Origin of the sequence: Mesorhizobium sanjuanii (assembly GCF_002529485.1) — a bacterium.
In the GTDB taxonomy this organism is placed as follows: domain Bacteria; phylum Pseudomonadota; class Alphaproteobacteria; order Rhizobiales; family Rhizobiaceae; genus Mesorhizobium; species Mesorhizobium sanjuanii.
Genome location: NZ_NWQG01000150.1, coordinates 1 through 23,079, shown reverse-complemented (window position 1 = coordinate 23,079; position 23,079 = coordinate 1). Strand labels below are relative to the sequence as shown.

Here is a 23,079-nt window from a genome sequence, read left to right as displayed (position 1 = left end):
GTATAATACCAGGGCCGAAGTCGACGCTTTGGCCGATGCGCTGGAAAAAGCGCGCAAGTTCTTCGGGTGACGATCATGGAAGACGCTAGCCACACCACCGAGACCGTACCGGAAACGGCCACCAACCCGCTGGTTTCCGCCTCGGCCATCCCCGCTGACGAACTGGCGCGGCTGACCGACGACATCGTGTCGGCGCTGAAAACCGTCTACGACCCCGAAATCCCGGCCGACATCTACGAGCTCGGCCTCATCTACAAGATCGATATCGAGGACGACCGCGCGGTCAAGATCGACATGACGCTGACCGCGCCCGGCTGCCCGGTGGCCGGCGAAATGCCCGGCTGGGTGGAGAACGCCGTCGGCGCCGTCGAAGGCGTTTCCGGCGTCGAGGTCAACATGACATTCGACCCGCCCTGGTCGCCCGACCGCATGTCGGAAGAGGCGCAGGTCGCGGTGGGTTGGTATTAATGGGCGCACTTGCGCCTGGTAGAAAACTTCACCATTTTAGGTGAGGAATCATTCGTCAGGCCTTGAACCTGCACGCAATGGAGAAGGAAGAAATGGGACGCTTCGCCGTCATCACGATGACCGAAAAGGCCGCCGACCGGGTGCGCGAGATCGTCGCCACGCGTGAAAACGCGCATGGCATTCGCCTTGGCATCAAGAAGGGCGGCTGCGCCGGCATGGAATATACGGTCGACCTGGTGACCGAGCCCAACACCAAGGACGACCATATCGAGCGCGACGGCGCCCACGTCTATGTCGCCCCGGAGGCAGCCCTTTTCCTGTTCGGCACCGAGATGGATTTCGAGCAGACGACGCTGCGCACCGGCTTCACCTTCCGCAACCCGAACCAGAGTTCGGCCTGCGGCTGCGGCGAATCGGTGGAACTGAAGCCGGCCGACCTGAAAGCGCTGGCAGAAGCGCGCGCTTCGGCCTGAGCGGTTCGGAATAGCGAGCGGGCTAGTTGACGCCCAGGTCGAGTTCCTTCGCGCCCCCCTCTGTCCTGCCGGCCTTGCCGCGTTTGACGCGCTTCAATCCACCCACATCCCCGTCCGCTTGTGCCAGTCGGCGATAGACTCTTGCGGGTAGACGTCGAACACCTTGTCTTTCTTGCCCACGTCCGGCTCGACCCAGTTCGCCTTGTATTTCAGCATCAGATGCACCTTCTCCGGCGGCTTCGGCAGCTCGCTGTCGATCGCCGAGGCGAACGGGTGCACCAGCTCCGGCCAGGTCGGGTCGTAGAGCCAGAGCGCGGACCCGCATTTCTTGCAGAAATTGCGCTCGCCTGACGAGATCTCGCATTGCGGATGCTCGTCGTCCTCGATCTCGGCCCGGTAGACGCCGAGATTGCGCTTGCCGGTTATCTTCAGCGTCCCGTAGTCGGCGCCGAGATTGATGGCGAAGCCGCCGCCGCCCTGCTGCTTGCGGCAGATCGAGCAGTAGCACAGCATGAACGGCACCGGCGTGTGGCTTTCCACCTCGAAGCGGACGGCATCGCAGCGGCAGGACCCTTTGAGCAGAAGCGGCATGACAAGACTCCAACGAATTGGTCTCAACCTGTCAGCATGATTTTGGTTGCGGCGATGACAAGGCCAGATCCGGATGACATGATCACGATATGGACAATGAACGCATCGCCGAGCTTTTCGAAGGGCTCGGCCCGGTCAGCATACGAAAGCTGTTCGGCGGCAAGGGCATCTATTTCGACGGCGTCATCGTCGCGATCGTGTTGCGTGGCGAGTTGCTGCTGAAGGCTGATGCTGAAAGCGCGCCCGATTTTGAAGCCGCTGGCTGCCGGCAATGGACCTATACCGGCTCACGGCACGGCAAGCTGGTCTCCATGCCCTATTGGAGCACTCCCGACAGCGCTTTTGACGACCCGGACGAGATGGCGGTCTGGGCGCGTCGGGCTTATGAAGCTGGGCTGCGGGCGGGCAAATAGACTTGCCGGTGTCAAGCCACATCCCGCGCCTCTGGCACAAGGACGAGCGCCTCGGCAAAGGCTGCCGCTGAGAAGGCCGGCGCGAGCTCGGCGCTTTGGCTGGCAAGCATCGCCGCGGCAACGCCTTCGCGCAGTGCCGCACGCAGCGTCTGGCCGTTCAGCAGGGCAGCCACCGTCGCACCCGCCAGCGCATCGCCGCCGCCGGCGGCATCCACGATTTCTCGCGTCGGAGGCAGGATTGAGAAGGCACCGGTGTCGTCGAAGCCCAGCACCAGACCATCGCCCGCCGTCACCACGCCGCTTCTGAGACCGGCGCGCTTCAGCCCGATGACGAGATCCTGATCCGTGGCGTCGGTGCCGGCCAGCGCGATGGCCTCGTGCCGATCCATGAATGCCAGCGCCAGGCTGCCGAGCACCGGTGCCAACCGCAGCGCCTTGTCCGGCGAAACGGCGATGGCGAAGATCGGCTTGCCGGCGGCGAGACCCACCAGCCGCTCAAGTGCTGCCGACGGCAGGTTCGCGTCGCACAGGATGGCATCGGCGGCAGTGATCGCCTCGCGCACCTTGGCGCGGCGGATCTGCTTGGGCAGCGCCAGGTCGTAGAGCGCCATGTCGGCAAGGCCGGCGATCGGTGCGCCATCGCGGTCGAAGAGCACCGTATGGCTGGGCGTCGCGCGGTCGAGGAACACCGCCGACAGATCGGCGATGCCGGCGGCGGCGATGGCCAGCGAAACCCTGTCGGCCAGCGCATCGCCACCGCGCACCGAAAGCAGCGAGCCGCAGGCGCCGCGCCGCACGGCGCTGCAAAGCGCATTGAATGCATTGCCGCCGACGTCCTCGCGCATCGTGCCGGGGTTCGACGCAGCCGGCACATAGCTGCCCGAGATCCGGCCGCGCCTGTCGATATGGGCGGCGCCTATGGCCAGGATTTTCGGAGATTTCGTCATGCCGCGGTTATTCGCCTGTTATCCGTCCGGCGCAGACACTAGGCTGAGCAGGAGTTGCCCGCAAATCGAAGCAGCGATTCGCAAGACCGCCGCGACGACGAATCCCTGTCCAAACGGATACATCCGAGACCGTATTCGTGAAACGAAAAAAGAACAAATCTGGATATTCGTTATTTTTCAACCGCTTGAGTCCCCTTGCCAAACGAGAACAAAAAAGGTACAAATAGTCAGGGATTGCGGATTGTCCGGCCTTCATTGACGACCAAGGGGTGATGTATCATGGCTCAGAATTCTTTGCGGCTTGTAGAGGACAAAGCGGTGGACAAATCAAAGGCTCTGGACGCGGCGCTGTCGCAAATCGAGCGTGCTTTCGGCAAGGGCTCGATCATGCGGCTCGGCGCGAACGAGCAGGTCGTCGAGATCGAAACGGTGCCCACCGGCTCGCTTGGCCTCGACATCGCGCTCGGCGTCGGCGGCCTGCCGCGCGGCCGCATCGTCGAGATCTACGGGCCGGAAAGCTCGGGCAAGACGACGCTGGCGCTGCACACGGTGGCGGAAGCCCAGAAGAAGGGTGGCATCTGCGCCTTCGTCGATGCCGAGCACGCGCTCGACCCGGTCTATGCCCGCAAGCTCGGCGTCGATCTGGAGAACCTGTTGATCTCGCAGCCCGACACCGGCGAGCAGGCGCTTGAGATCTGCGACACGCTGGTGCGCTCCGGCGCCATTGACGTGCTGGTGGTCGATTCGGTCGCCGCGCTGACGCCGCGCGCCGAAATCGAGGGTGAGATGGGCGATTCGCTGCCCGGCCTGCAGGCCCGCCTGATGAGCCAGGCGCTGCGCAAGCTGACCGCCTCGATCTCGCGCTCCAACACCATGGTCATCTTCATCAACCAGATCCGCATGAAGATCGGCGTCATGTTCGGTTCGCCCGAGACCACGACCGGCGGCAACGCGCTGAAGTTCTATGCCTCGGTGCGCCTCGACATCCGCCGCATCGGCTCTGTCAAGGACCGCGACGAGGTCGTCGGCAACCAGACCCGCGTCAAGGTGGTCAAGAACAAGCTGGCGCCGCCCTTCAAGGTGGTCGAATTCGACATCATGTATGGCGAAGGCGTGTCCAAGACCGGCGAACTGGTCGACCTCGGCGTCAAGGCCGGCGTGGTCGAGAAGTCGGGCGCCTGGTTCTCCTACAATTCGCAGCGTCTCGGCCAGGGCCGTGAGAACGCCAAGCTGTTCCTGCGCGACAATCCCGACACGGCGCGCGAGATCGAACTGGCGCTGCGGCAGAATGCCGGGCTGATCGCCGAGAAATTCCTCGAAAATGGTGGCTCCGAAGGCGGAGACGACGGGTTCGAGGACGAAGCCGGCGCCATGTAAGGCCTCAGTGGTGGTCGGAATCCGGCCATAATCCCGGCTAATTATCTACGGCTTATGTAATCGAGTTCTGTATCCTTGCGTTTCAAACCGCCGGCCTAGCGCCGGCGGTTTGCGTTTCAGCCGTGGTCCGAAGACGGCCGGCAAGCCCCGTGAATTGGCCCAATTCCGTGTTTCTGGACAGGCTGCGGCGTGATCGCTAAAAGGCCCAATCCATCTTCTAGAACGAAGAGCCCATTTGCCGCCGGCCGGGCCGGCGGTTCTCTCCAGAAGGCAGTATCATTCATGAGTGGCGTGAACGAGATCCGGTCGACATTCCTCGACTACTTCCGCAAGGAGGGGCACGAGGTCGTCGCGTCGAGCCCACTGGTGCCGCGCAACGATCCGACGCTGATGTTCACCAATGCCGGCATGGTGCAGTTCAAGAACGTCTTCACCGGCCTGGAGAAGCGGCCCTATTCGCGTGCCACGACCGCTCAGAAGAGCGTTCGCGCCGGCGGCAAGCACAATGACCTCGACAATGTCGGCTACACCGCGCGCCACCTGACCTTCTTCGAGATGCTCGGCAATTTCTCGTTCGGCGATTATTTCAAGGAGCGCGCCATCGACCTCGCCTGGAACCTGATCACCAGGGAGTTCGGGCTGAAGAAGGACAAGCTGCTGGTCACCGTCTATCACACCGACGACGAGGCAGCCGGCTTCTGGAAGAAGATCGCCGGCTTTTCCGACGATCGCATCATCCGCATCCCGACCTCGGACAATTTCTGGGCGATGGGCGACACCGGACCGTGCGGGCCGTGCTCGGAGATATTCATCGACCGCGGCGAGCATATCTGGGGCGGCCCTCCCGGCAGTCCGGAGGAGGATGGCGACCGTTTCCTCGAATTCTGGAACCTGGTGTTCATGCAGTATGAACAGGTGACGAAGGACGAGCGCATCGACCTGCCGCGCCCGTCGATCGACACCGGCATGGGCCTGGAACGCATGGCCTCCATCCTGCAAGGGGTGGAGAGCGTCTTCGAGACCGACCTGTTCCGTCACCTGATCGACGCCGCCTCGTCCGCGCTTGGCCACGGTCCGGATGCGGACACTGTCGCTTCGTTCCGCGTCATTGCCGACCATCTGCGTTCGTCCTGCTTCCTTGTCGCCGACGGCGTGCTGCCGTCCAATGAAGGCCGCGGCTATGTGCTGCGTCGCATCATGCGCCGCGCCATGCGCCATGCGCAGTTGCTCGGCGCCCGCGATCCGTTGATGTGGCGCCTGGTGCCGGCGCTGGTGCGCGAGATGGGCCAGGCCTACCCGGAACTGGTGCGCGGCGAACAGATGATCACCGAGACGTTGAAGCTTGAGGAAACCCGTTTCCGCAAAACGCTGGTGCGCGGCCTCGGCCTGCTTTCGGAGGCGACGGAAAAGCTCGGCGCCGGCGACATGCTGGATGGCGAGACAGCTTTCAAGCTCTACGACACCTATGGCTTTCCGCTCGATCTGACGCAGGACGCGCTGCGCCAGCGCAACATCTCGGTCGATCTTGCCGGCTTCACCAATGCGATGGAGCAGCAGAGGGCCGAGGCGCGCAAGAGCTGGGCTGGTTCCGGCGAGGCCGCGACCGAGACGGTGTGGTTCCCGGTGCGCGAGAAGACCGGCGCCACCGAATTCCTCGGCTATGAGACCGAGCAGGCGGAAGGCCTCATCCAGGCGCTGGTCAGGGACGGCAAGAGCGTCGACAGCGCCACCAAGGGCGACACCGTTGCCGTGATCGTCAACCAGACGCCGTTCTATGGCGAGTCCGGTGGCCAGATGGGCGATACCGGCGTCATTTCGGGCGAAGGCTTCTCGATCGAGATCTCCGATACGCAGAAGAAGGCCGATGGGCTGTTCGTGCATCTCGGCAAGGTGGCCAGCGGCACGGTCAAGACGGGTGCTGCCGTCGAGTTGAAGGTCGACCATGCGCGCCGTTCCAGGCTGCGCGCGAACCATTCCGCCACGCATCTGATCCATGAGGCGCTGCGCGAAGTGCTGGGCACCCACGTCGCGCAGAAGGGTTCACTGGTTGCGCCCGAGCGCCTGCGCTTCGACATTTCGCACAACAAGCCAATCTCGCCTGATGAACTTGAAGAGGTCGAGCGCATGGCGAACGAGATCGTCGTGCAGAACAGCCCGGTGACCACGCGGCTGATGTCGGTCGACGACGCCATTGCCGAAGGCGCCATGGCGCTGTTCGGCGAGAAATACGGCGATGAAGTGCGCGTCGTTTCGATGGGCACGGGCCTGCATGGCGCCAAGGCCAACCGACCCTATTCGGTCGAGCTCTGCGGCGGCACCCATGTCAGGGCGACCGGCGATATCGGCCTGGTGCGCATCGTCTCGGACGGCGCGGTCGCCGCCGGCGTGCGCCGCATCGAGGCGCTCACCGGCGAGGCTGCGCGCAGGCATCTCGACGAGCAGGACAGACGGTTGAAGGCGGCCGCGGCAACGCTGAAGATCTCGCCGGCCGATGTGCCGGCGCGCGTCGAAGCGCTGCTCGACGAGCGCAAGAAGCTTGAGAAGGAACTGAGCGAGGCGCGCAAGAAGCTGGCGCTGGGCGACCGCTCGCCAGCCGGCATGTCCGCTGAAAACGAAACCATCGCCGGTGTCGGCTTTCTTGGCAAGGCGGTCTCCGGCGTCTCGCCGAAGGATCTGAAGCCGCTGGCCGACGCCGGCAAGAAGTCGCTCGGCTCCGGCGTCGTCGTCTTCGTCGGCGCCGGCGAGGATAACAAGGCAAGCGTCGTGGTCGGCGTCACCGACGATCTCACCGCCCGTTTTAGTGCCGTCGATCTGGTGCGCGTGGCATCCGCGGCCTTGGGCGGGCAGGGCGGCGGCGGCCGCCCCGACATGGCCCAGGCCGGCGGCCCCGACGCCTCCAAGGCCGAAGATGCGATCGCGGCGGTAAAGGCGGCGCTGGAGGCGGCTTGATCGGGTAAGGCCGGCCGGACAGCACCCCTCTCTGTCCTGCCGGACATCTCCCCTCAAGGGGGTGTTTGGACCGGAGACATCGCGAACAGGTGTGCGAAGACATCGCGAACAGTTTTGCATGTTACCAGTCCAAACAGGGGGAGATCGGATGTCATGCCTGCTTTCGCCAATTTTCGACGTTGCCAATTTTCAACGTTGGAGGAAAGGTGGGGCAATGAAGCTGCCAATCTCCCCACTTGAGAGATGTCCGGCAGGACAGAGGGAGGTGCTGTCCCTCGGCCTCGGATGTTTGTCACCCAGCCTTTTCGGTACGAGCAAAGCTCGGGCGTTGGACAATGCGGTCCCACCACCCCTGAATATCGGGAAATTCGGCCAGCAGCGTCCGCCCTTCTGTGACCTTGACGAAATAGCCGATGATCGGCGCCGCATGCAGGTCGGCGAGTGTCAGTTTCTCGCCAAGCAGCCACGGCCCGGCGGCTTTGAGTGAGGTGAGCACGCGAAGCACCGTCTCCGCCTGGCCAAGTCCGGCGGCGATTAGTGTCTCGTCGGGCGGCTCTTGCTCCAGCCGCTCGACGGCAACGTCCCAGACCATCGCCCGATAGGCATAGGCATCGAGCATGCCGATGATCTGGTTCATTCTCGCGCGGGCGCGGGCATCCGCCGGTTGCAGCGCTAGCCCGTCGAAGGCCTCGTCGACATAGCACGCGATCGCGCTCGCTTCGAACAGGCGAAAGCCGTCATGCTCGAAGGCCGGGATACGGCCGAACGGATGATGCTCGAAATACCAGCCGGGAATGCCTTCAGCCGCGAAGACATCGACCGGCGCGAGCTTGTAGTCGATGCCCTTTTCCTCAAGCGCGAGGCGGACGATGCGTACATAGACGCTGTAGTCCGCCCCGTAGACGACGGGCTTGCTCATGCTGCCTGTGCGATCAGGCCATCGCCTTCTGCAAATTCTCGTCGATCTTGTCGAGGAAGCCAGTGGTCGACAGCCATGGCTGGTCGGGGCCGATCAGCAGCGACAGGTCCTTGGTCATGAAGCCGCTCTCGACGGTCTGGATGCAGACCCTTTCCAGCGTCTCGGCAAAGCGCTTCAGCTCGGCATTGTCGTCCAGCTTGGCGCGGTGCGCGAGGCCGCGCGTCCAGGCGAAGATCGAGGCGATCGAGTTGGTCGATGTTTCCTCGCCCTTCTGGTGCTGGCGATAGTGGCGGGTGACGGTGCCGTGCGCTGCCTCCGCCTCCACCGTCCTGCCATCCGGCGTCATCAGCACCGAGGTCATCAGGCCGAGCGAGCCGAAGCCTTGCGCCACCGTGTCGGACTGCACGTCGCCATCATAGTTCTTGCAGGCCCAGACATAGCCGCCCGACCATTTCAGGCTGGAGGCCACCATGTCGTCGATCAGCCGGTGTTCGTACCAGAGCTTCTTCGCCTTGAACTCGGCCTCGAACTCCTGCTCGTAGACCTCCTGGAAAATGTCCTTGAAGCGGCCGTCATAGGCCTTGAGGATGGTGTTCTTGGTCGAGAGGTAGACCGGATAGTTGCGCAGCAGGCCGTAGTTCAGCGAGGCGCGGGCGAATTCGCGGATCGACTCGTCGAGATTGTACATGGCCATGGCGACGCCGGCGGCCGGCGCGTCGAACACGTCATGCTCGATCACCTTGCCGTCCTCGCCGACGAACTTGATCGTCAGCTTGCCCTTGCCGGGGAAGCGGAAATCGGTGGCGCGGTACTGGTCGCCGAAGGCGTGGCGGCCGACGATGATCGGCTTGGTCCAGCCTGGCACCAGCCGCGGCACGTTCTTCATGATGATCGGTTCGCGGAAGATAGTGCCGCCGAGGATGTTTCGGATCGTGCCGTTCGGCGACTTCCACATCTTCTTCAGCTTGAATTCCTCTACGCGCTGCTCGTCGGGCGTGATCGTCGCGCATTTCACGCCCACGCCGTGCTTCTTGATGGCGTTGGCCGCGTCTATGGTCACCTGGTCGCCGGTGGCGTCGCGGTGCTCGACCCCGAGATCGTAATATTCGAGCTTCAGATCGAGATAAGGATGGATCAGCTTGTCCTTGATGAACTGCCAGATGATGCGGGTCATCTCGTCGCCGTCGAGTTCGACGACCGGGTTCGCCACCTTGATCTTCGCCATGGAAAGAATGCCTCGTTGTTGGGGATCGGAACGGCCTTGCCCGCATGGCTTTCGGCCGGGGATGCGGCCCGTATACCAAAGCATTTTTGGCCGCGCAAACGGCGATCCGCGCCAGCGAGCATTGGATGCTCTTTTGCGAAAGCTTCATTTTCGCGGCGGTATATGGCAGGGAACGCCGAAATGCCGCAAACAGCAGTTCATTGACAGCCATGCCCAAGGATCACGACATTCCTCTTGCCGCCGGCCCGGCGATCATCCTGGTCGAGCCGCAGCTCGGCGAGAATATCGGCATGGTCGCGCGCGCCATGGCGAATTTCGGCCTTGCCGAGCTGCGGCTCGTCAATCCGCGCGACGGCTGGCCGAGCGAAAAGGCGCGCGCTGCCGCAAGCCGCGCCGATCATGTCATCGACGCCGTCACGGTCTTTGAGGATCTGGCCGCGGCGGTCGCCGATCTGAACTTCGTCGTCGCCACCACGGCGCGTGAGCGCGACGGCTTCAAGCCGGTGCGCGGTCCGGTCGAGGCGGGCAGGGCGCTGCGGGCGCGGCAACGCTCCGGCCAGCGCACAGGCATCCTGTTCGGTCGCGAGCGCTTCGGTCTCTATAATGACGAGGTCGGTCTGGCCGACGAGATCGTCACCTTTCCGGTCGACCCGGCCTTCTCCTCGCTCAACATCGCGCAGGCGGCGCTGCTGATGTCCTATGAATGGATGAAATCCGGCCTGGAGGACGAGACCAAGACCAATTTCTCCAGCCCTGAAATGCTGCCGGCGACGAAGGAGCAGTTGCACGGCCTGTTCGCCTATCTGGAGGGTGCGCTCGAGGCGCGCGGCTATTTCCGCCCGGCGCCGAAGAAGCCGAAGATGGTCGACAATCTGCGCGCGGTGCTGACGCGCGCCGGCTTCGCCGAGCCGGAGCTCAAGGTGCTGCGCGGCATCATCTCGTCGCTGGACAGGTTCTCGCCGGCGATGCCGCGCGGCGACGGCTCGCCGGGCGACGATCCGAGGCGGCTACCTGCCGCCGCGCGCGCCCGTAAGACGGAGATTGACGGTCCGGCCGAAAAGGCTGCCGGCAAGGAGGACGACATACCACCGCAGGGCGGCAAGGGAACCGACAATGAGTGATCGCCCGATCCTGATGTTCGATTCCGGTATCGGCGGCCTGACGGTGTTGCGCGAGGCGCGCGTGCTGATGCCCGATCGCCGTTTCGTCTATGTCGCCGACGATGCGGCCTTCCCTTTCGGCGCTTGGGAGGAACCGGCGCTGAGGGCGCATATACTGGAGCTGTTCGCCAAACTGCTCGACCGGTTTTCGCCGGCCATTTCGGTCATCGCCTGCAACACCGCCTCGACGCTGGTCATCGACGCTTTGCGCGACAGATTTCCCGACCATCCTTTTGTCGGCACGGTGCCGGCGATCAAGCCGGCGGCAGAACGGACGCGCTCCGGGCTGGTTTCGGTGCTGGCGACGCCCGGCACGGTCAAGCGCCAGTACACGCGCGACCTGATCAGCAAATGGGCGCAGAAATGCCATGTCCGCCTGGTCGGCAGCGACAATCTGGCCGGGCTGGCCGAAATCTACATGCGCGAGGGCTTTGTCGACGAGGAGGCCGTGCGCGCCGAGATCGCGCAGTGCTTCGTCGAACATGACGAGCTCAGGACCGACATCGTCGTGCTTGCCTGCACCCATTATCCCTTTCTGGCCAACCGCATGCGCAAGACAGCACCCTGGCCGGTCGACTGGCTCGACCCCGCCGAAGCGATCGCGCGCCGCGCGATGTCGCTGCTCGTTCCCATGGATGGACCTCTGTCGGTCGACAAACCCGATATCGCCGTCTTCACCTCCGGCAAGGCGGATTTCGCCATCAGCCGGCTGATGCAGGGTTTTGGCCTGTCGGTTCCTTGAGGCGGGACCCAAGGAACATAGGCGCGATCATCGCGTTTTTCTCCCATCGCAAACGGGAGAAACCATCATGCCAGCTACCTCGAAAGCCCAGCAAAAGGCCGCCGGTGCGGCCCTGTCCGCCAAGCGCGGCGAGACGAAGAAAAGCGAACTGAAGGGCGCCTCGAAAGGGATGTACGAGTCCATGAGCGAAAAGCAGCTCGAGGAATTCGCCGAGACCAAGCGCAAGGGATTGCCGGAGAAGAAAAAAAGCTGATTTCAGCGCCGATCGCGTTTGGCCTTCCATTGAGGGATACCGACAAAATCAAAGCCCGCGGACGAAACCGCGGGCTTTGACATCGATATGTTACGGAGTTCCCTGGGCCGAAGCCAGAATTGCCAGGGCGCCAGAATCACCAGCGGGCCGGAATTACCAGCCGGGATGGCAGCGCCGCACCTTGTAGCGGATAACCTTGCGATGGCCATGCCGCCATACAACCTTCTTTTTAACCACAGTGCGGCACACCTGATTGTGGTAATGTCCATGCCAATGCCTGGCCTGTGCCGGCTCTGGGGCAATCGCCATCGATCCGGCGATCACTGCCGCACCTGTCAACGCAAGGAAGAACTTCTTCATGTGAATTCCGGCTCCTCTAGCTTCCTGATGCCGTTGGCCTAACCTCCACCAGCACCGCATCTAACATCGAAAGCGTTATAGGGTTGGTCCGGGCAGTGCCAGTCACAAGCTTGACACCGGTCAAATCTCCGTTTAATCAGCGCGCCAACACCGGGCCGCAATGCCCGGTGGTTTCTTTTATGTGTGCAAGGCTCCTTGGGAAACCAATATACTTTTCCGGAGCCTTGTTGAAATGACGTGTCCCGTGGGTTTTCCGTCGCGTTGCGTGGGAAACCCTGTCAGGTCTCGAAAACGGAGGCCAGAGGAGGGCGCGTTTCCTTCACCCGGACCATGAGGTTGGGTGTGTTGTTTTGAAAGGGAATGCGATGAGCAAGCGCGAATCCGCGAAGTACAAGATCGACCGCCGTCTCGGCGAAAACATCTGGGGCCGCCCGAAGTCCCCGGTCAACAAGCGCGAATACGGCCCCGGCCAGCACGGCCAGCGCCGCAAGGGCAAGCTTTCCGATTTCGGCCTGCAGCTGCGCGCCAAGCAGAAGCTGAAGGGCCACTATGGCGACGTTTCGGAAAAGCAGTTCCGCAAGGTCTATGAGGAGGCCGACCGCCGCAAGGGCGACACTTCGGAGAACCTGATCGGCCTGCTCGAATCGCGTCTCGACGCGGTCGTCTACCGCGCCAAGTTCGTGCCGACCATCTTTGCCGCCCGCCAGTTCGTCAACCACGGCCACGTCAACGTCAACGGCAAGCGCGTCAACATCGGCTCCTACCGTTGCAAGCCGGGCGACGTCATCGAAGTGCGCGAGAAGTCGAAGCAGCTGGTGATCGTGCTGGAATCGGTTGGGCTCGCCGAACGCGACGTGCCCGACTACATCGAAGCCGACCACAACAAGATGACCGCGAGCTTCACGCGCATCCCCGGCCTGGCCGACGTTCCCTTCGCCGTGCAGATGGAACCGAACCTGGTCGTCGAATTCTATTCGCGCTGATCGGGCACTTCGTCCGACATCAATCGAAGGCCGCCCATCGAGGCGGCCTTTTCTTTTTCGCGTCGTGCTTTCCGAAACGAAGATCGGCACGGCAAAAACTGATTTCGATTTTCGGGCCGATGCGCTAATCCGGGCGCAACAATGATCCTGGGGCCAACGCGCCATGAACATGCTGCCAGACGCCGAAACACTCGAACCGGTTGCCGATGCCGAAGGCGGCTTTCATCCGCTGTTTGCCGACGTGCCGTCTTCCGTTGAATTCAACAAGCTGCGCAAGCGGCTGCTGCGGCTCACCCGTCAGGCGATCGACGATTTCGCGATGCTGACACCCGGCGCTCGCTGGCTGGTCGCCTTGTCCGGCGGCAAGGATTCCTACGGCCTGCTTGCTCTGCTGCTCGATCTCAAATGGCGCGGGCTGCTGCCGGTTGAGCTCCTGGCCTGCAATCTCGACCAGGGTCAGCCGAACTTCCCCAAACACATCCTGCCCGACTATCTCGACAGAAACGGCATCCCGCACCGCATCGAATATCAGGACACCTATTCGATCGTCACCGACAAGCTCCCCGAGGGCAGCACCTATTGTTCACTCTGCTCGCGGCTGAGGCGCGGCCATCTCTACCGCATCGCGCGGGAGGAGGGCTGTTCGGCCCTGGTGCTCGGCCACCACCGCGAGGATATCCTCGAAACCTTCTTCATGAACCTGTTCCATGGCGGACGCCTCGCCGCCATGCCGCCAAAGCTCATCAACGACGAGGGCGATGTCATGGTGCTCAGGCCGCTGAGCTACTCCGCCGAGGCAGATCTCGAGAAATTCGCCGGCGCCATGCAGTTCCCGATCATCCCTTGCGATCTCTGCGGCAGCCAGGAAGGCCTGCAGCGCAACGCCATGAAGGCGATGCTAGACGAGCTGGAAAAGCGCATGCCCGGCCGCAAGGATACGATGATCCGCGCCATGGCCAATGTGCGGTCCTCTCACCTGCTCGACCGCAAGCTCTTTGATTTTACCGCCCTCAACGACACCCTCACCGCAAGGCAAGCCGATGACATTTGACGATACCGCGATCGATTGGCTCGCCGAACTTCTGTCCGACGTCGCCAAGGCCGAGATCATGCCGCGCTTTCGCCGGCTGAACGAAGGCGACATCCGCCAGAAGACTTCGGCTGCCGATTTGGTTACCGAGGCCGACGTCAACGCCGAGCGGCTGATCACCGTCAAGCTGCGCGAGCGTTACCCCCAGGCGATGATCGTCGGCGAGGAGGCGTGTTCCGACAATCCGGTTCTGCTTGAGGGCCTCGGCGACGCCGATCTCGCCTTCGTCATCGATCCGGTCGACGGCACCTTCAATTTCGCTTCAGGCGTGCCGCTGTTCGGTGTCATGCTTGGCGTCGTGGTCAAGGGCGAGACCGTCGCCGGCATCATACACGATCCTGTCGGCAAGGATTGGCTGATCGGCGCCAAAGGCGCCGGCAGCCACATCCGTCACGCACATGGCAATATCGAGAAGGTGCATGTCGCCAAGCCCGCGGCGATGTCGCAGATGACCGGTGCCGTGTCCTGGCAGTATCTGCCGGAGCCGGAACGGTCGCGGCTGGCGCGCAACCAGACCAATACCCTGTCGCAGTTCAATTATCGCTGCGCCGCCCACGAATACCGTTTGCTGGCAAGCGGCCACGGCCATTTCGTCGTCTACAACAAGCTGATGCCGTGGGACCATCTGCCTGGCGTCCTGATCCACGCCGAGGCCGGCGGCTATACGGCGCGTTTCGACGGCAGCGCCTATCTGCCTTCGCATCTCGGCGGCGGCATCATCGTCGCGCCAGACAGGGAAAGCTGGCAGGAATTGCGTCGCGAGCTCTGGGCGGAATAGGCTCGCCAGAGTTTAACCGGCGGGGGTCTACTGCTGAAAGATTGGCGCAACCTCGTCCACATGGGGAGACGCGAATGAAGACGCGGTCCGCAATTGGCGCAGCGGTCCTTGCCCTCGCTGTGGTTGCCGGCGCTACCCAGGCAGGGGCACAGGAGCGCGCGTGTCGCAGTCCCGAGCCCATCAACACCATAGACGAGATGTTCTCCGCGATCTTTGCTTGTTGGGAGCCGCCCCCCGGAAGCGCGGGCATGACCCTGACGCTGCAGTTCTCACTTCGACGAAACGGCACGCTTATTGGCAAGCCTCGCGCCACCTATTCCCATCTGGGGAACGATGGCCAACTGAACCGGCTTTTCGTGGCTTCCGTCCTCAAGGCTCTCGACAGGGCTCTGCCAATGCCCCTTTCGAACAGCATGGGTGGAGCAATCGCGGGACGTACGCTGTTTCCTCGTTTCACTGCAGCCGCTGAGGGTAGGTCCTAAAGCGCGCGGCCATCAAACCGGCGGATTGTGTGGCTGGAACATCTTGCCACGCTCGGCGATTAGGATCATCAGCAGCGCCGCGACCGAGACGCTGCAGAAACCGGCGGCCAGCGGCGTGACCGTGCCGTTGAAGGCCTGGCCGATCAGCGTGCCGAGAATGCCGCCGAGGAAGGTCTGCATGAAGCCCAGAATGGACGATGCCGTGCCCGCCAGTTGCCCAAGCGGCTCCATGGCGAGCGCGTTGAAATTGGCGCCGAGCGCTCCGAACGGAAGCATCGCGCAGGCGAAAAAGGTAATGAAAAGCCAGAGCGGCATCTTCATTTCGATCGATACCACCAGCCAGGCAAGGCTGATGGCCAGAAACAAAAGCAACGCGCTTTGCGACAGGCGGCGCATGCCGATGCGGCCGACGAGGCGGGAATTCAGATAGTTGGAGAAGGCGAGCACGCCTGCAACGCCGGCGAAGATGACGGGGAACATCTCGCCGACATTGAAGATGGTGACATAGATCTGCTGCGCCGAGGCGATGAAGCCGAACATGGCGCCGAAGATGAAGGTGCTGGCGAAGGCGTAGCAGAGCGCCATGCGGTTGGTCAGCACGATGCGAAAGCCACCGAGCACAGACTCGACCGTCAACGGTCTGCGATATTCGGGATGCAGCGTCTCCGGCAGGCGCAGCAGCGACCATGCCGACACGACCAGCGCGCCGGCCGCCATGACGATGAAGATCACATGCCATGTGGCAAACAGCATGATGAACTGGCCGATGCCGGGGGCGACGACGGGTATCGCCATGAACACCATGAAGATCAGCGACATCACCTCGGCCATGCGCCGGCCGTCGAACGTGTCGCGCACGATCGAGACGGCAATGACGCGTGTGGCGGCGGCGCCGATACCTTGCACCGCCCTGCAGATCAAAAGCGTGGCGAAGGATGGCGCAATGGCGGCTGCCGCTGCCGCCGCGACATAGATCACCAGTCCGGCGACCAGTGGCGCACGCCGGCCGAAGCGGTCCGAAATCGGCCCGAAGAAGAGCTGTCCGCCGCCGAAGCCGAGAATATAGGCGGTGATCACATACTGGCGGTGGTTTTCATTGGCCACGCCCAGCGACGCGCCGATCTGCTGCAGCGCCGGCAGCATGATGTCGATGGCCAGGGAGTTGAGCGCCATCAGCGCCGCGCACAGCGCGATGAATTCCCAGCGCGGAATAGGCAAGGTGCTTGCCTGTTGCGGCGCTTGTGCATGCTGATCCACGGCAAAGTCCGATCTTTAAAAACGAACGCGCCGGGCATGCCGGCGCAATAGCTCGTCTTGCTCCCAACATTCCGGGACTTAAGAAATGCCGAGGTGGGGGCCGCCCCGGTGCCTTGACGCATGACCCCGAAAATCGGAGCCGATTTTCGGAAAGGATCATGCGCAAAATCAAAGTGCTACAGCGTCCTTTGCGCGTCCTATAGGACGCGCGGCGCTTTAGTGCATGTCGCCCAAAACTGTGCAGCGGACATGCACAAAAGAGAAGTCAGGCGGCGCCTTTGACGCTCACGCCCTTTTCGACGAGGAACGACTGCAATTCGCCCGCCTGGAACATCTCGCGCACGATGTCGCAGCCGCCGACGAACTCGCCCTTGACATAGAGCTGGGGGATCGTCGGCCAGTTGGAATATTCCTTGATGCCCTGGCGCAGCTCGGCCGAATCCAGCACGTTCACGCCTTTGTAGTCGGCGCCGATATAGTCGAGGATCTGGACGACCTGGCCAGAAAATCCGCATTGCGGGAAACCGGGCGTCCCCTTCATGAAGAGAACGACGTCGTTGGCCTTAACTTCATTGTCGATGTAGTCGTTGATACCGCTCATGGAGAATCCTTTCACGCCCGTGCGAGGCAGGCTCGAAGCATACTCCTCAAATAAACCCATAGGTTGCTCGAAACAAGACGTTTGCCGCATCGCCTTGCAAATGGCGCAAAGGATGGCCTGATGTTGGGCCAAGAGATGTGGTCACTGTTTTTTCCGGAAGATGATGAAAAGGCGGCATATCGCGGTAATCCTGACTGGCGTTCTCGCGCTCGCGCTGGCCCCGATCTGGTGGTTCAGGCCGTCGGCGCTTCCGCCAGTCATCATTGGTGGCGAACTGCCCGCGCCATGCCGCGATCTCAGCTTCGAAGCGGTTCCTTACGTCGTCTGCGAGATCGATCTTCGCAGCCATGACATCGGCGTCTTCCACGCTGGCGCGGACGGCAAGGCCTTCGGTTCGCTGGAAAAATTCGACAAGGCGATGGCGGGCGAGGGCAGGCCGGTCCTGATCGCCATGAATGCCGGCATGTATCACGAGGATTTGTCGCCGGTCGGCCTGTTGGTCGAAGACGGCCATGAAGAGGCGCCGCTCAACCTTGCCGAGGGCGAGGGCAATTTCTTCCTGAAACCGAACGGCGTGTTCCTGGTCCGCAAGGACGGCAAGGCTGCGGTCATGGAAACCAGCGCGTACGCCGCCGCTCGACCGGATGTGGCATTCGCCACGCAATCAGGCCCGATGCTGGTGATCAACGGCCGGATTCATCCTCGCTTCGAGGAAAATGGCGTCTCACGCTATATCCGCAACGGCGTCGGCGTGCGCGATGGCGACACGGTCGTGCTGGCGATCTCGCGCTCCGAGGTCAGCTTCGGCAGTTTCGCCCGGCTGTTCCGCGACGCGCTGCATTGTTCCAACGCGCTCTTCTTCGATGGCGTGGTCTCGGCGCTGTCGAATGGCGAAAGGATGATCATCGGCGGCAAATACCCGGCCGGGCCGATCATCGCCGTGTCGGTGAAGAAGCCGGTGTAGCCCTCAAAATAAGACCTTTGCCTGCCTTTTTTGGCGACAATCGGTCATTGTTCGGAATATAGCTATAGCTAAATCTTAAAGCATGGACTATTCTAACGGCGATCTGGAGAACGAAAAGCATGCACGAGATGAAATCCTTGCTGGAGCGAAAGCTCGATCGAAGGCTGCTTCTGGCCGGTGGCCTTGCGGCTGCCGGCGGCACGGCGGTCGCGGCGAGTGGCGCTCGCGGGCAGACAAGCCACGCCGGTCATGAGATGCCAGCGGCGGCTGCCGGTGAAGAGCCGCCGGCGCATCTCTCGGCCCATGGCTCGATGATCACGGTCGGCGAGGTCGACGACGCCCGCAACGGCTTCGATCCATCGAAGCTGCTGGGCGACTGGGACACCGGGACTGTCTCGACACTGCCGGACGGGCGCAGGCTTCGCACCTTCGAAGTCACGGCCGAGGACAAGGAGATTGAGATCGCGCCAGGCATCATGTTCCCGGCCTGGACCTACAATGGCCGTGTGCCGGGGCCATCGTTGCGCGCGACCGAGGGCGATCGGCTGAGGATCGTCTTCCGCAACGGCGGCTCGCATCCGCATTCGATGCATTTTCACGGCATTCATGCCGCGCGCATGGACGGCGTCCCGGGAGCCGGCCTGATCGGGCCAGGCGAGGAATTCGTCTACGAGTTCGATGCCAAGCCGTTCGGCTGTCACCTCTACCACTGCCACGCCCTGCCGCTGAAGCGGCACATTCAAAAGGGCATGTACGGCGCCTTCGTGATCGATCCTGATCCGGCCCGGCATCCCGAATACGAGGCGGTCGCCCGCTCACGCCTCCTCGGCACGCCCGAGAATGCCGGCTGGCAGGAATTCGTCATGGTCATGAATGCCTTCGACACCAACTTCGACGGCGAGAACGAGGTCTACGCCGTCAATACCGTCGCCCACGCCTATGCGAAAAAGCCGATCCGGGTGCTGAAGGACAAACCCGTGCGCATCTATCTCGTCAATGTCGTCGAGTTCGATCCGATCAATTCCTTCCATTTGCATGCCAATTTCTTCGACTACTACAATCAGGGTACGACGCTGACCCCCACGCTTAGGACTGTCGACCTGATCACCCAATGCCAGGCCGAGCGCGGCATCCTCGAGTTCCATTTCCGCGAGCACGAACCGGGCCTCTACATGTTCCATCCTCACCAGTCGGAATTCACCGAACTCGGCTGGTCCGGAATGTTCGACGTCGTGGAGGCCGTGTCGTGACCGATCTGAGTCAGCCTTCCGCCGACACGCGTGCCGACCGCCCAAGATGGGCCTATCTGTTCTGGATTGCGCTGCCGCTTGCCGTGCTCGGGCTGGCGATAGCCTGGCTGCTCGCCTCGGACCCGCTGTCGAGCTTCCGCAATGGCGCACCGCCGGTCGAGAACATCACCTTCGAGCGGACGATCCTGGGGGCGGATGGCATCCGCGTCCTTGTCCGGGCCGGCGGATCGGAACCGATGACCATTGCGCAGGTCCAGGTCGACGATGCCTACTGGCAGTTCACGCAGGATCCGCCAGGTCCGATCGCGCGCGGCGCTACGGCCTGGATCGCCCTGCCGTATCCCTGGGTGCTGGGGGAGGCGCATGCGATCAACGTCGTGACCAATACCGGGACCATTTTCACGCACGAGATCGCTGTCGCCGTACCGACACCGACGCGCGATTCGCTGAGCTTCGCCGCGCAGGCGGCGCTCGGCGCCTTCGTCGGCATCCTGCCGGTGGCGATCGGCCTTATGTTCTATCCCGCGCTTCGCGGCGTCGGACGAAGCGGCATGGACTTCCTGCTGTCGCTGACCGTCGGACTGCTTTCCTTCCTCTTCGTCGATGCCCTGGAGGACGCGTTCGAACTGGCCGGCGAAGCCGCCGCCTTGTTCCAGGGGCCGACGATGATCGTGCTCGCCGCCGCCGCCAGCTTCCTTCTGCTGATGGCCGCGGGCCGGCGGAGCGGGACGCCGACGGGCCTGGCGCTCGCCACCTTCATCGCGCTCGGCATCGGCCTGCACAATCTCGGCGAAGGGCTGGCGATCGGCGCCGCTTTCGCGTCGGGCGCGGCGGGGCTCGGCACATTCCTCGTTCTCGGCTTCACATTGCACAACATCACCGAGGGCATCGGCATCGCCGCCCCGATCCTGAAGCAACGCCCGCCACTGCGGACCTTCGCCGCGCTGACGCTGCTCGCGGGCGGTCCTGCGGTCGTCGGCCTGTGGATCGGCAGCCTCGCCTATGCGCCGCAGTGGTCGGCACTGGCGCTGGCGGTCGGCGCGGGGGCAATCCTGCAGGTGATTGTCGAGCTGGTGTCGATGCAGCTTCGTCAGCGGGCCGACGGCAGGCGCGCCTTGTTCGCACCAGGCGCGATGGCTGGATTGGCGGCCGGGGTTGGCTTCATGTACCTGACGGCGATGCTGGTGAAGTTCTGAGCAACGCCGGTTCGGAGCTTCAGTCCGGCACGCTGGTCTGCAGCGCCAGTGCATGCAGCACGCCGCCCATATTGCCCTTCAGCGCGTCATAGACCATCTGGTGCTGCTGGACGCGGCTCTTGCCGCGAAAACTCTCGGCCACCACCTCGGCCGCATAGTGGTCGCCGTCGCCGGCCAGGTCGCGAATCGTCACCTTGGCGTCCGGAATGCCTTCCCTGATCAGTTTCTCGATGTCGTGGGCGTCCATTGCCATGGCAAATTCCTGTTTCGGGCGGGCAGCGGTGCGGCCGGTGCGAAGTGACTCGGATGAACCTAAAGCCTTTCTGGTCCGTATTGAAGCGGTTCCGTCCACCGCCGGACGATTGGCTGCTCACAGTACATTCTGCCCCGGATGGCTCCCATCATCGGCGGGAACGTCCTCACGTGTCGAAAAGGCACGGCCAAGGCCGAAAGCCAGAACATAGAGCGGAACGTTGATCACCAGGCTGACGATCGGGAGGTAGCTCGTCATCTGCCAGAGCGGCGAGAAGAACGGCTGGCCGTAACCATCACAGGCCAGCGAAGAGCCATATTCCCACAACGATCCTGTGACGATGGCCACGCCAAACAGCTTGACGCAGGTGACGATTTGCCGTGCCCGCGCCGGCTCAGGCGAAAGCCGGGTCCAGAGGAGAAGGCACAGGATCGGAATCGCATAGACAAAGCTCTGGACGGCCAACATTGGGATCGTGCCGTTGGCCGCGGCCAGGAACTCGGCGCGGGTTTCCAGCCGGGGGCAAACTTCGCTTGAGGTCGTCGACAGCAGGAAAAAGACGAACGGCCCGAGGAACCAGAAGAAAAACAGCGACGGCCAGAAAACGACTGCAAGCAGCGCCCGCGCAGCCAGCCTCGTCAAATGGCCTGATCCATGAAGCGGGGAAACCAGGCCTCGTGGGCGGCGGTCAACTCGCTGACCGGGATCGCACGCGCCTCGCCAAGTTTCAATTCGCTCCCTCCGGTCGAGCCGATCCACGGCGCGAAGATGCCAAGCTTGCCCTGCTCATCGCGAATGGCGTCCCATTGCTCGCTCTGCGGATCGATGGACAGCGTCAGGAGGTAGCGGCCCTGGTCCTCGCCGAACCAGACCGGGATCGGATCGGTTCCGACCAGGCCGGGAATGGTTGCGCCGATGCCGGAGGCCATCGCCATCTCGGCCAGCGCCACCGCGATGCCGCCATCGGAAACGTCATGCGCGGCGGTCACCACCCCGGAGGCGATCAAAGCGCGCACATGGTCGCCGACGCGCTTTTCATGGTCGAGATCGACCGGTGGCGGCGGGCCGTCGCTGCGGCCGTGGATGTCTCTGAAATAGACGGACTGGCCGAGATGCGTTCCCCACATCGGCGGCGCTCCGACCAGCAGGATCATCTGGTCTTCGGCGGCAAAGCCGATCCGCACCATCTTCGACCAGTCGGCGATCAGCCCGACGCCGCCAATGGTCGGGGTCGGCAGGATGCCGCGCCCGTTGGTCTCGTTGTAGAGCGAAACGTTGCCCGAGACGATCGGAAAGCCGAGCGCCCGGCAAGCATCGCCAATGCCTTTCACCGCGCCGACCAATTGGCCCATGATCTCGGGCCGTTCCGGATTGCCGAAATTGAGGTTGTCGGTGGCCGCCAGCGGCAAAGCGCCGGTGGCGGTAAGGTTGCGCCAGCATTCGGCCACCGCCTGCTTGCCGCCTTCATAAGGGTCTGCCTCGCAATAGCGCGGCGTCACGTCGGACGAAAAGGCCAGCGCCTTGGTCGCATGGCCCTCGACGCGCACCACGCCGGCATCGCCGCCTGGAAGCTGCAGCGAATTGCCCTGGATCAGCGTGTCATACTGCTCCCAGACCCAGCGGCGCGAGGAGAGATCCGGCCCGCCGAGCAGTTTCAGCAGGGCGTCGGCAACATCGGCCTGAGGCGCATCGGCGGCCGCCAGCGGCGCCGGCTTCTTCGCCTCGATCCACGGGCGGTCATATTCCGGCGCCTGGTCGCCAAGATCCTTGATCGGCAGATTGGCGACTTCGTCGCCCTGGTGCAGGACGCGAAAACGCAAATCGTCGGTGGTCTTGCCGACGATGGCAAAGTCGAGCCCCCATTTGTGGAAGATCGCCTCCGCTTCCTTTTCCTTTTCGGGGCGCAGCACCATCAGCATGCGCTCCTGGCTTTCCGACAGCATCATCTCATAAGCGCTCATGCGCTCCTCGCGCACCGGCACCTTGTCGAGGTCGAGCTCGATGCCGAGATCGCCCTTGGCACCCATTTCGACCGCCGAGCAGGTGAGGCCGGCCGCCCCCATGTCCTGGATGGCGATGACGGCGCCCGACGCCATCAGTTCGAGGCAGGCCTCCAGCAGGCATTTCTCGGTGAAGGGGTCGCCGACCTGGACGGTCGGGCGCTTCTCCTCGATCTTGTCGTCGAATTCGGCCGAGGCCATTGTGGCGCCGCCGACGCCGTCGCGGCCGGTCTTGGCACCGAGATAGACGACCGGCAGGCCGACGCCCTTGGCTTCCGACAGGAAGATCGCGTCGGTCTTGGCGAGGCCCGCGGCAAAGGCGTTGACCAGGATGTTGCCGTTATAGCG

General features: G+C 63.1%; 24 protein-coding genes. 14 read left to right on the top strand and 10 right to left on the bottom strand.

The window, feature by feature from the left end:
• The first annotated feature begins 75 nt into the window (after positions 1-75).
• Both CN311_RS21245 and sufA read left to right on the top strand, forming a co-directional pair.
• Positions 76-468: an SUF system Fe-S cluster assembly protein gene (locus CN311_RS21245; RefSeq protein ID WP_097575668.1), complete on the top strand. Its 393-nt coding sequence runs from the start codon at positions 76-78 to the stop codon at positions 466-468.
• 92 nt (positions 469-560) lie between these two features.
• Complete coding sequence (gene sufA / locus CN311_RS21240) at positions 561-941, top strand: Fe-S cluster assembly scaffold SufA (protein WP_006206001.1); 381 nt, start codon at positions 561-563, stop codon at positions 939-941.
• Between the two features lie 93 nt (positions 942-1,034).
• On the opposite strand, the gene CN311_RS21235 is transcribed toward sufA, so the two are convergent.
• Complete coding sequence (locus tag CN311_RS21235; protein ID WP_097575667.1) at positions 1,035-1,532, bottom strand: GFA family protein; 498 nt, start codon at positions 1,530-1,532, stop codon at positions 1,035-1,037.
• A gap of 89 nt (positions 1,533-1,621) precedes the next feature.
• Between CN311_RS21235 and CN311_RS21230 the strand changes: the two genes are divergently transcribed.
• The gene (locus CN311_RS21230) at positions 1,622-1,945 is read left to right on the top strand and encodes a TfoX/Sxy family protein (protein WP_097575666.1); all 324 of its coding nucleotides are present in this window, start codon (positions 1,622-1,624) and stop codon (positions 1,943-1,945) included.
• An 11-nt stretch (positions 1,946-1,956) separates the two neighbouring features.
• Here the strand turns inward: CN311_RS21230 and CN311_RS21225 are convergent, their stop codons facing one another.
• Positions 1,957-2,892, bottom strand: coding sequence for a PfkB family carbohydrate kinase (locus CN311_RS21225; protein ID WP_097575665.1), 936 nt, complete (start codon positions 2,890-2,892; stop codon positions 1,957-1,959).
• Between the two features lie 279 nt (positions 2,893-3,171).
• Here CN311_RS21225 and recA point away from each other — a divergent pair, with 279 nt between their 5' ends.
• Positions 3,172-4,269, top strand: coding sequence for a recombinase RecA (gene recA / locus CN311_RS21220; protein WP_008875470.1), 1,098 nt, complete (start codon positions 3,172-3,174; stop codon positions 4,267-4,269).
• Positions 4,270-4,551: 282 nt separating this feature from the next.
• Positions 4,552-7,218 (top strand): alanine--tRNA ligase, encoded by a 2,667-nt coding sequence (alaS, locus tag CN311_RS21215; RefSeq protein WP_097575664.1) that lies wholly within the window; start codon positions 4,552-4,554, stop codon positions 7,216-7,218.
• A 292-nt stretch (positions 7,219-7,510) separates the two neighbouring features.
• On the opposite strand, the gene CN311_RS21210 is transcribed toward alaS, so the two are convergent.
• Together CN311_RS21210 and CN311_RS21205 are read right to left on the bottom strand one after the other, a co-directional pair.
• Complete coding sequence (locus CN311_RS21210) at positions 7,511-8,137, bottom strand: glutathione S-transferase family protein (protein ID WP_097575663.1); 627 nt, start codon at positions 8,135-8,137, stop codon at positions 7,511-7,513.
• A 13-nt stretch (positions 8,138-8,150) separates the two neighbouring features.
• Positions 8,151-9,362 (bottom strand): NADP-dependent isocitrate dehydrogenase, encoded by a 1,212-nt coding sequence (locus CN311_RS21205; protein WP_097575662.1) that lies wholly within the window; start codon positions 9,360-9,362, stop codon positions 8,151-8,153.
• Between the two features lie 209 nt (positions 9,363-9,571).
• On the opposite strand from CN311_RS21205, the gene CN311_RS21200 reads away from it, so the two are divergent.
• From CN311_RS21200 to CN311_RS21190, 3 genes are all read left to right on the top strand, one after another.
• Positions 9,572-10,483, top strand: a complete 912-nt coding sequence (locus tag CN311_RS21200; RefSeq protein ID WP_097575669.1) for an RNA methyltransferase — start codon at positions 9,572-9,574, stop codon at positions 10,481-10,483.
• A complete protein-coding gene (murI, locus tag CN311_RS21195; RefSeq protein ID WP_097575661.1) occupies positions 10,476-11,264 on the top strand; it encodes a glutamate racemase in 789 nt (262 codons plus the stop codon). The genes CN311_RS21200 and murI overlap by 8 nt, the downstream gene beginning before the upstream one ends.
• Positions 11,265-11,331: 67 nt before the next feature.
• Positions 11,332-11,517, top strand: a complete 186-nt coding sequence (locus CN311_RS21190) for a DUF3008 family protein (RefSeq protein WP_097575660.1) — start codon at positions 11,332-11,334, stop codon at positions 11,515-11,517.
• 153 nt (positions 11,518-11,670) lie between these two features.
• On the opposite strand, the gene CN311_RS21185 is transcribed toward CN311_RS21190, so the two are convergent.
• Positions 11,671-11,877 (bottom strand): hypothetical protein, encoded by a 207-nt coding sequence (locus CN311_RS21185; RefSeq protein ID WP_097575659.1) that lies wholly within the window; start codon positions 11,875-11,877, stop codon positions 11,671-11,673.
• 365 nt (positions 11,878-12,242) lie between these two features.
• Here CN311_RS21185 and rpsD point away from each other — a divergent pair, with 365 nt between their 5' ends.
• The 3 genes from rpsD (at position 12,243) to CN311_RS21170 (ending at position 14,728) form a co-directional block, all read left to right on the top strand.
• Positions 12,243-12,860: a 30S ribosomal protein S4 gene (rpsD, locus tag CN311_RS21180; RefSeq protein WP_097575658.1), complete on the top strand. Its 618-nt coding sequence runs from the start codon at positions 12,243-12,245 to the stop codon at positions 12,858-12,860.
• A gap of 163 nt (positions 12,861-13,023) precedes the next feature.
• Complete coding sequence (gene ttcA / locus CN311_RS21175) at positions 13,024-13,911, top strand: tRNA 2-thiocytidine(32) synthetase TtcA (RefSeq protein WP_097575657.1); 888 nt, start codon at positions 13,024-13,026, stop codon at positions 13,909-13,911.
• Entirely contained in the window at positions 13,901-14,728 is an 828-nt protein-coding gene (locus CN311_RS21170) for an inositol monophosphatase family protein (protein WP_097575656.1), read from the top strand. Before ttcA ends, CN311_RS21170 begins: the two co-directional genes overlap by 11 nt.
• 494 nt (positions 14,729-15,222) lie before the next feature.
• On the opposite strand, the gene CN311_RS21160 is transcribed toward CN311_RS21170, so the two are convergent.
• Positions 15,223-16,467 carry a multidrug effflux MFS transporter gene (locus CN311_RS21160; RefSeq protein WP_097575654.1) on the bottom strand — a complete coding sequence of 415 codons (1,245 nt, stop codon included), beginning with the start codon at positions 16,465-16,467 and terminating at the stop codon, positions 15,223-15,225.
• Between the two features lie 265 nt (positions 16,468-16,732).
• Positions 16,733-17,068, bottom strand: coding sequence for a Grx4 family monothiol glutaredoxin (gene grxD, locus CN311_RS21155; protein ID WP_097575653.1), 336 nt, complete (start codon positions 17,066-17,068; stop codon positions 16,733-16,735).
• A 163-nt stretch (positions 17,069-17,231) separates the two neighbouring features.
• Between grxD and CN311_RS21150 the strand changes: the two genes are divergently transcribed.
• From CN311_RS21150 to CN311_RS21140, 3 genes are all read left to right on the top strand, one after another.
• Positions 17,232-18,032 (top strand): phosphodiester glycosidase family protein, encoded by an 801-nt coding sequence (locus tag CN311_RS21150; protein WP_245440898.1) that lies wholly within the window; start codon positions 17,232-17,234, stop codon positions 18,030-18,032.
• Positions 18,033-18,151: 119 nt separating this feature from the next.
• Positions 18,152-19,282 (top strand): multicopper oxidase domain-containing protein, encoded by a 1,131-nt coding sequence (locus tag CN311_RS21145; protein WP_097575651.1) that lies wholly within the window; start codon positions 18,152-18,154, stop codon positions 19,280-19,282.
• Positions 19,279-20,478: a ZIP family metal transporter gene (locus tag CN311_RS21140; protein ID WP_097575650.1), complete on the top strand. Its 1,200-nt coding sequence runs from the start codon at positions 19,279-19,281 to the stop codon at positions 20,476-20,478. Before CN311_RS21145 ends, CN311_RS21140 begins: the two co-directional genes overlap by 4 nt.
• 19 nt (positions 20,479-20,497) lie before the next feature.
• On the opposite strand, the gene CN311_RS21135 is transcribed toward CN311_RS21140, so the two are convergent.
• The 3 genes from CN311_RS21135 to purL form a co-directional block, all read right to left on the bottom strand.
• Complete coding sequence (locus CN311_RS21135) at positions 20,498-20,731, bottom strand: BolA/IbaG family iron-sulfur metabolism protein (RefSeq protein WP_008875486.1); 234 nt, start codon at positions 20,729-20,731, stop codon at positions 20,498-20,500.
• Positions 20,732-20,848: 117 nt separating this feature from the next.
• Positions 20,849-21,373, bottom strand: a complete 525-nt coding sequence (locus CN311_RS21130; RefSeq protein WP_097575649.1) for a hypothetical protein — start codon at positions 21,371-21,373, stop codon at positions 20,849-20,851.
• A partial coding sequence (gene purL, locus CN311_RS21125) for a phosphoribosylformylglycinamidine synthase subunit PurL (RefSeq protein ID WP_097575648.1) occupies positions 21,370-23,079 on the bottom strand: 1,710 nt, incomplete at its 5' end. The genes CN311_RS21130 and purL, both read right to left, overlap by 4 nt.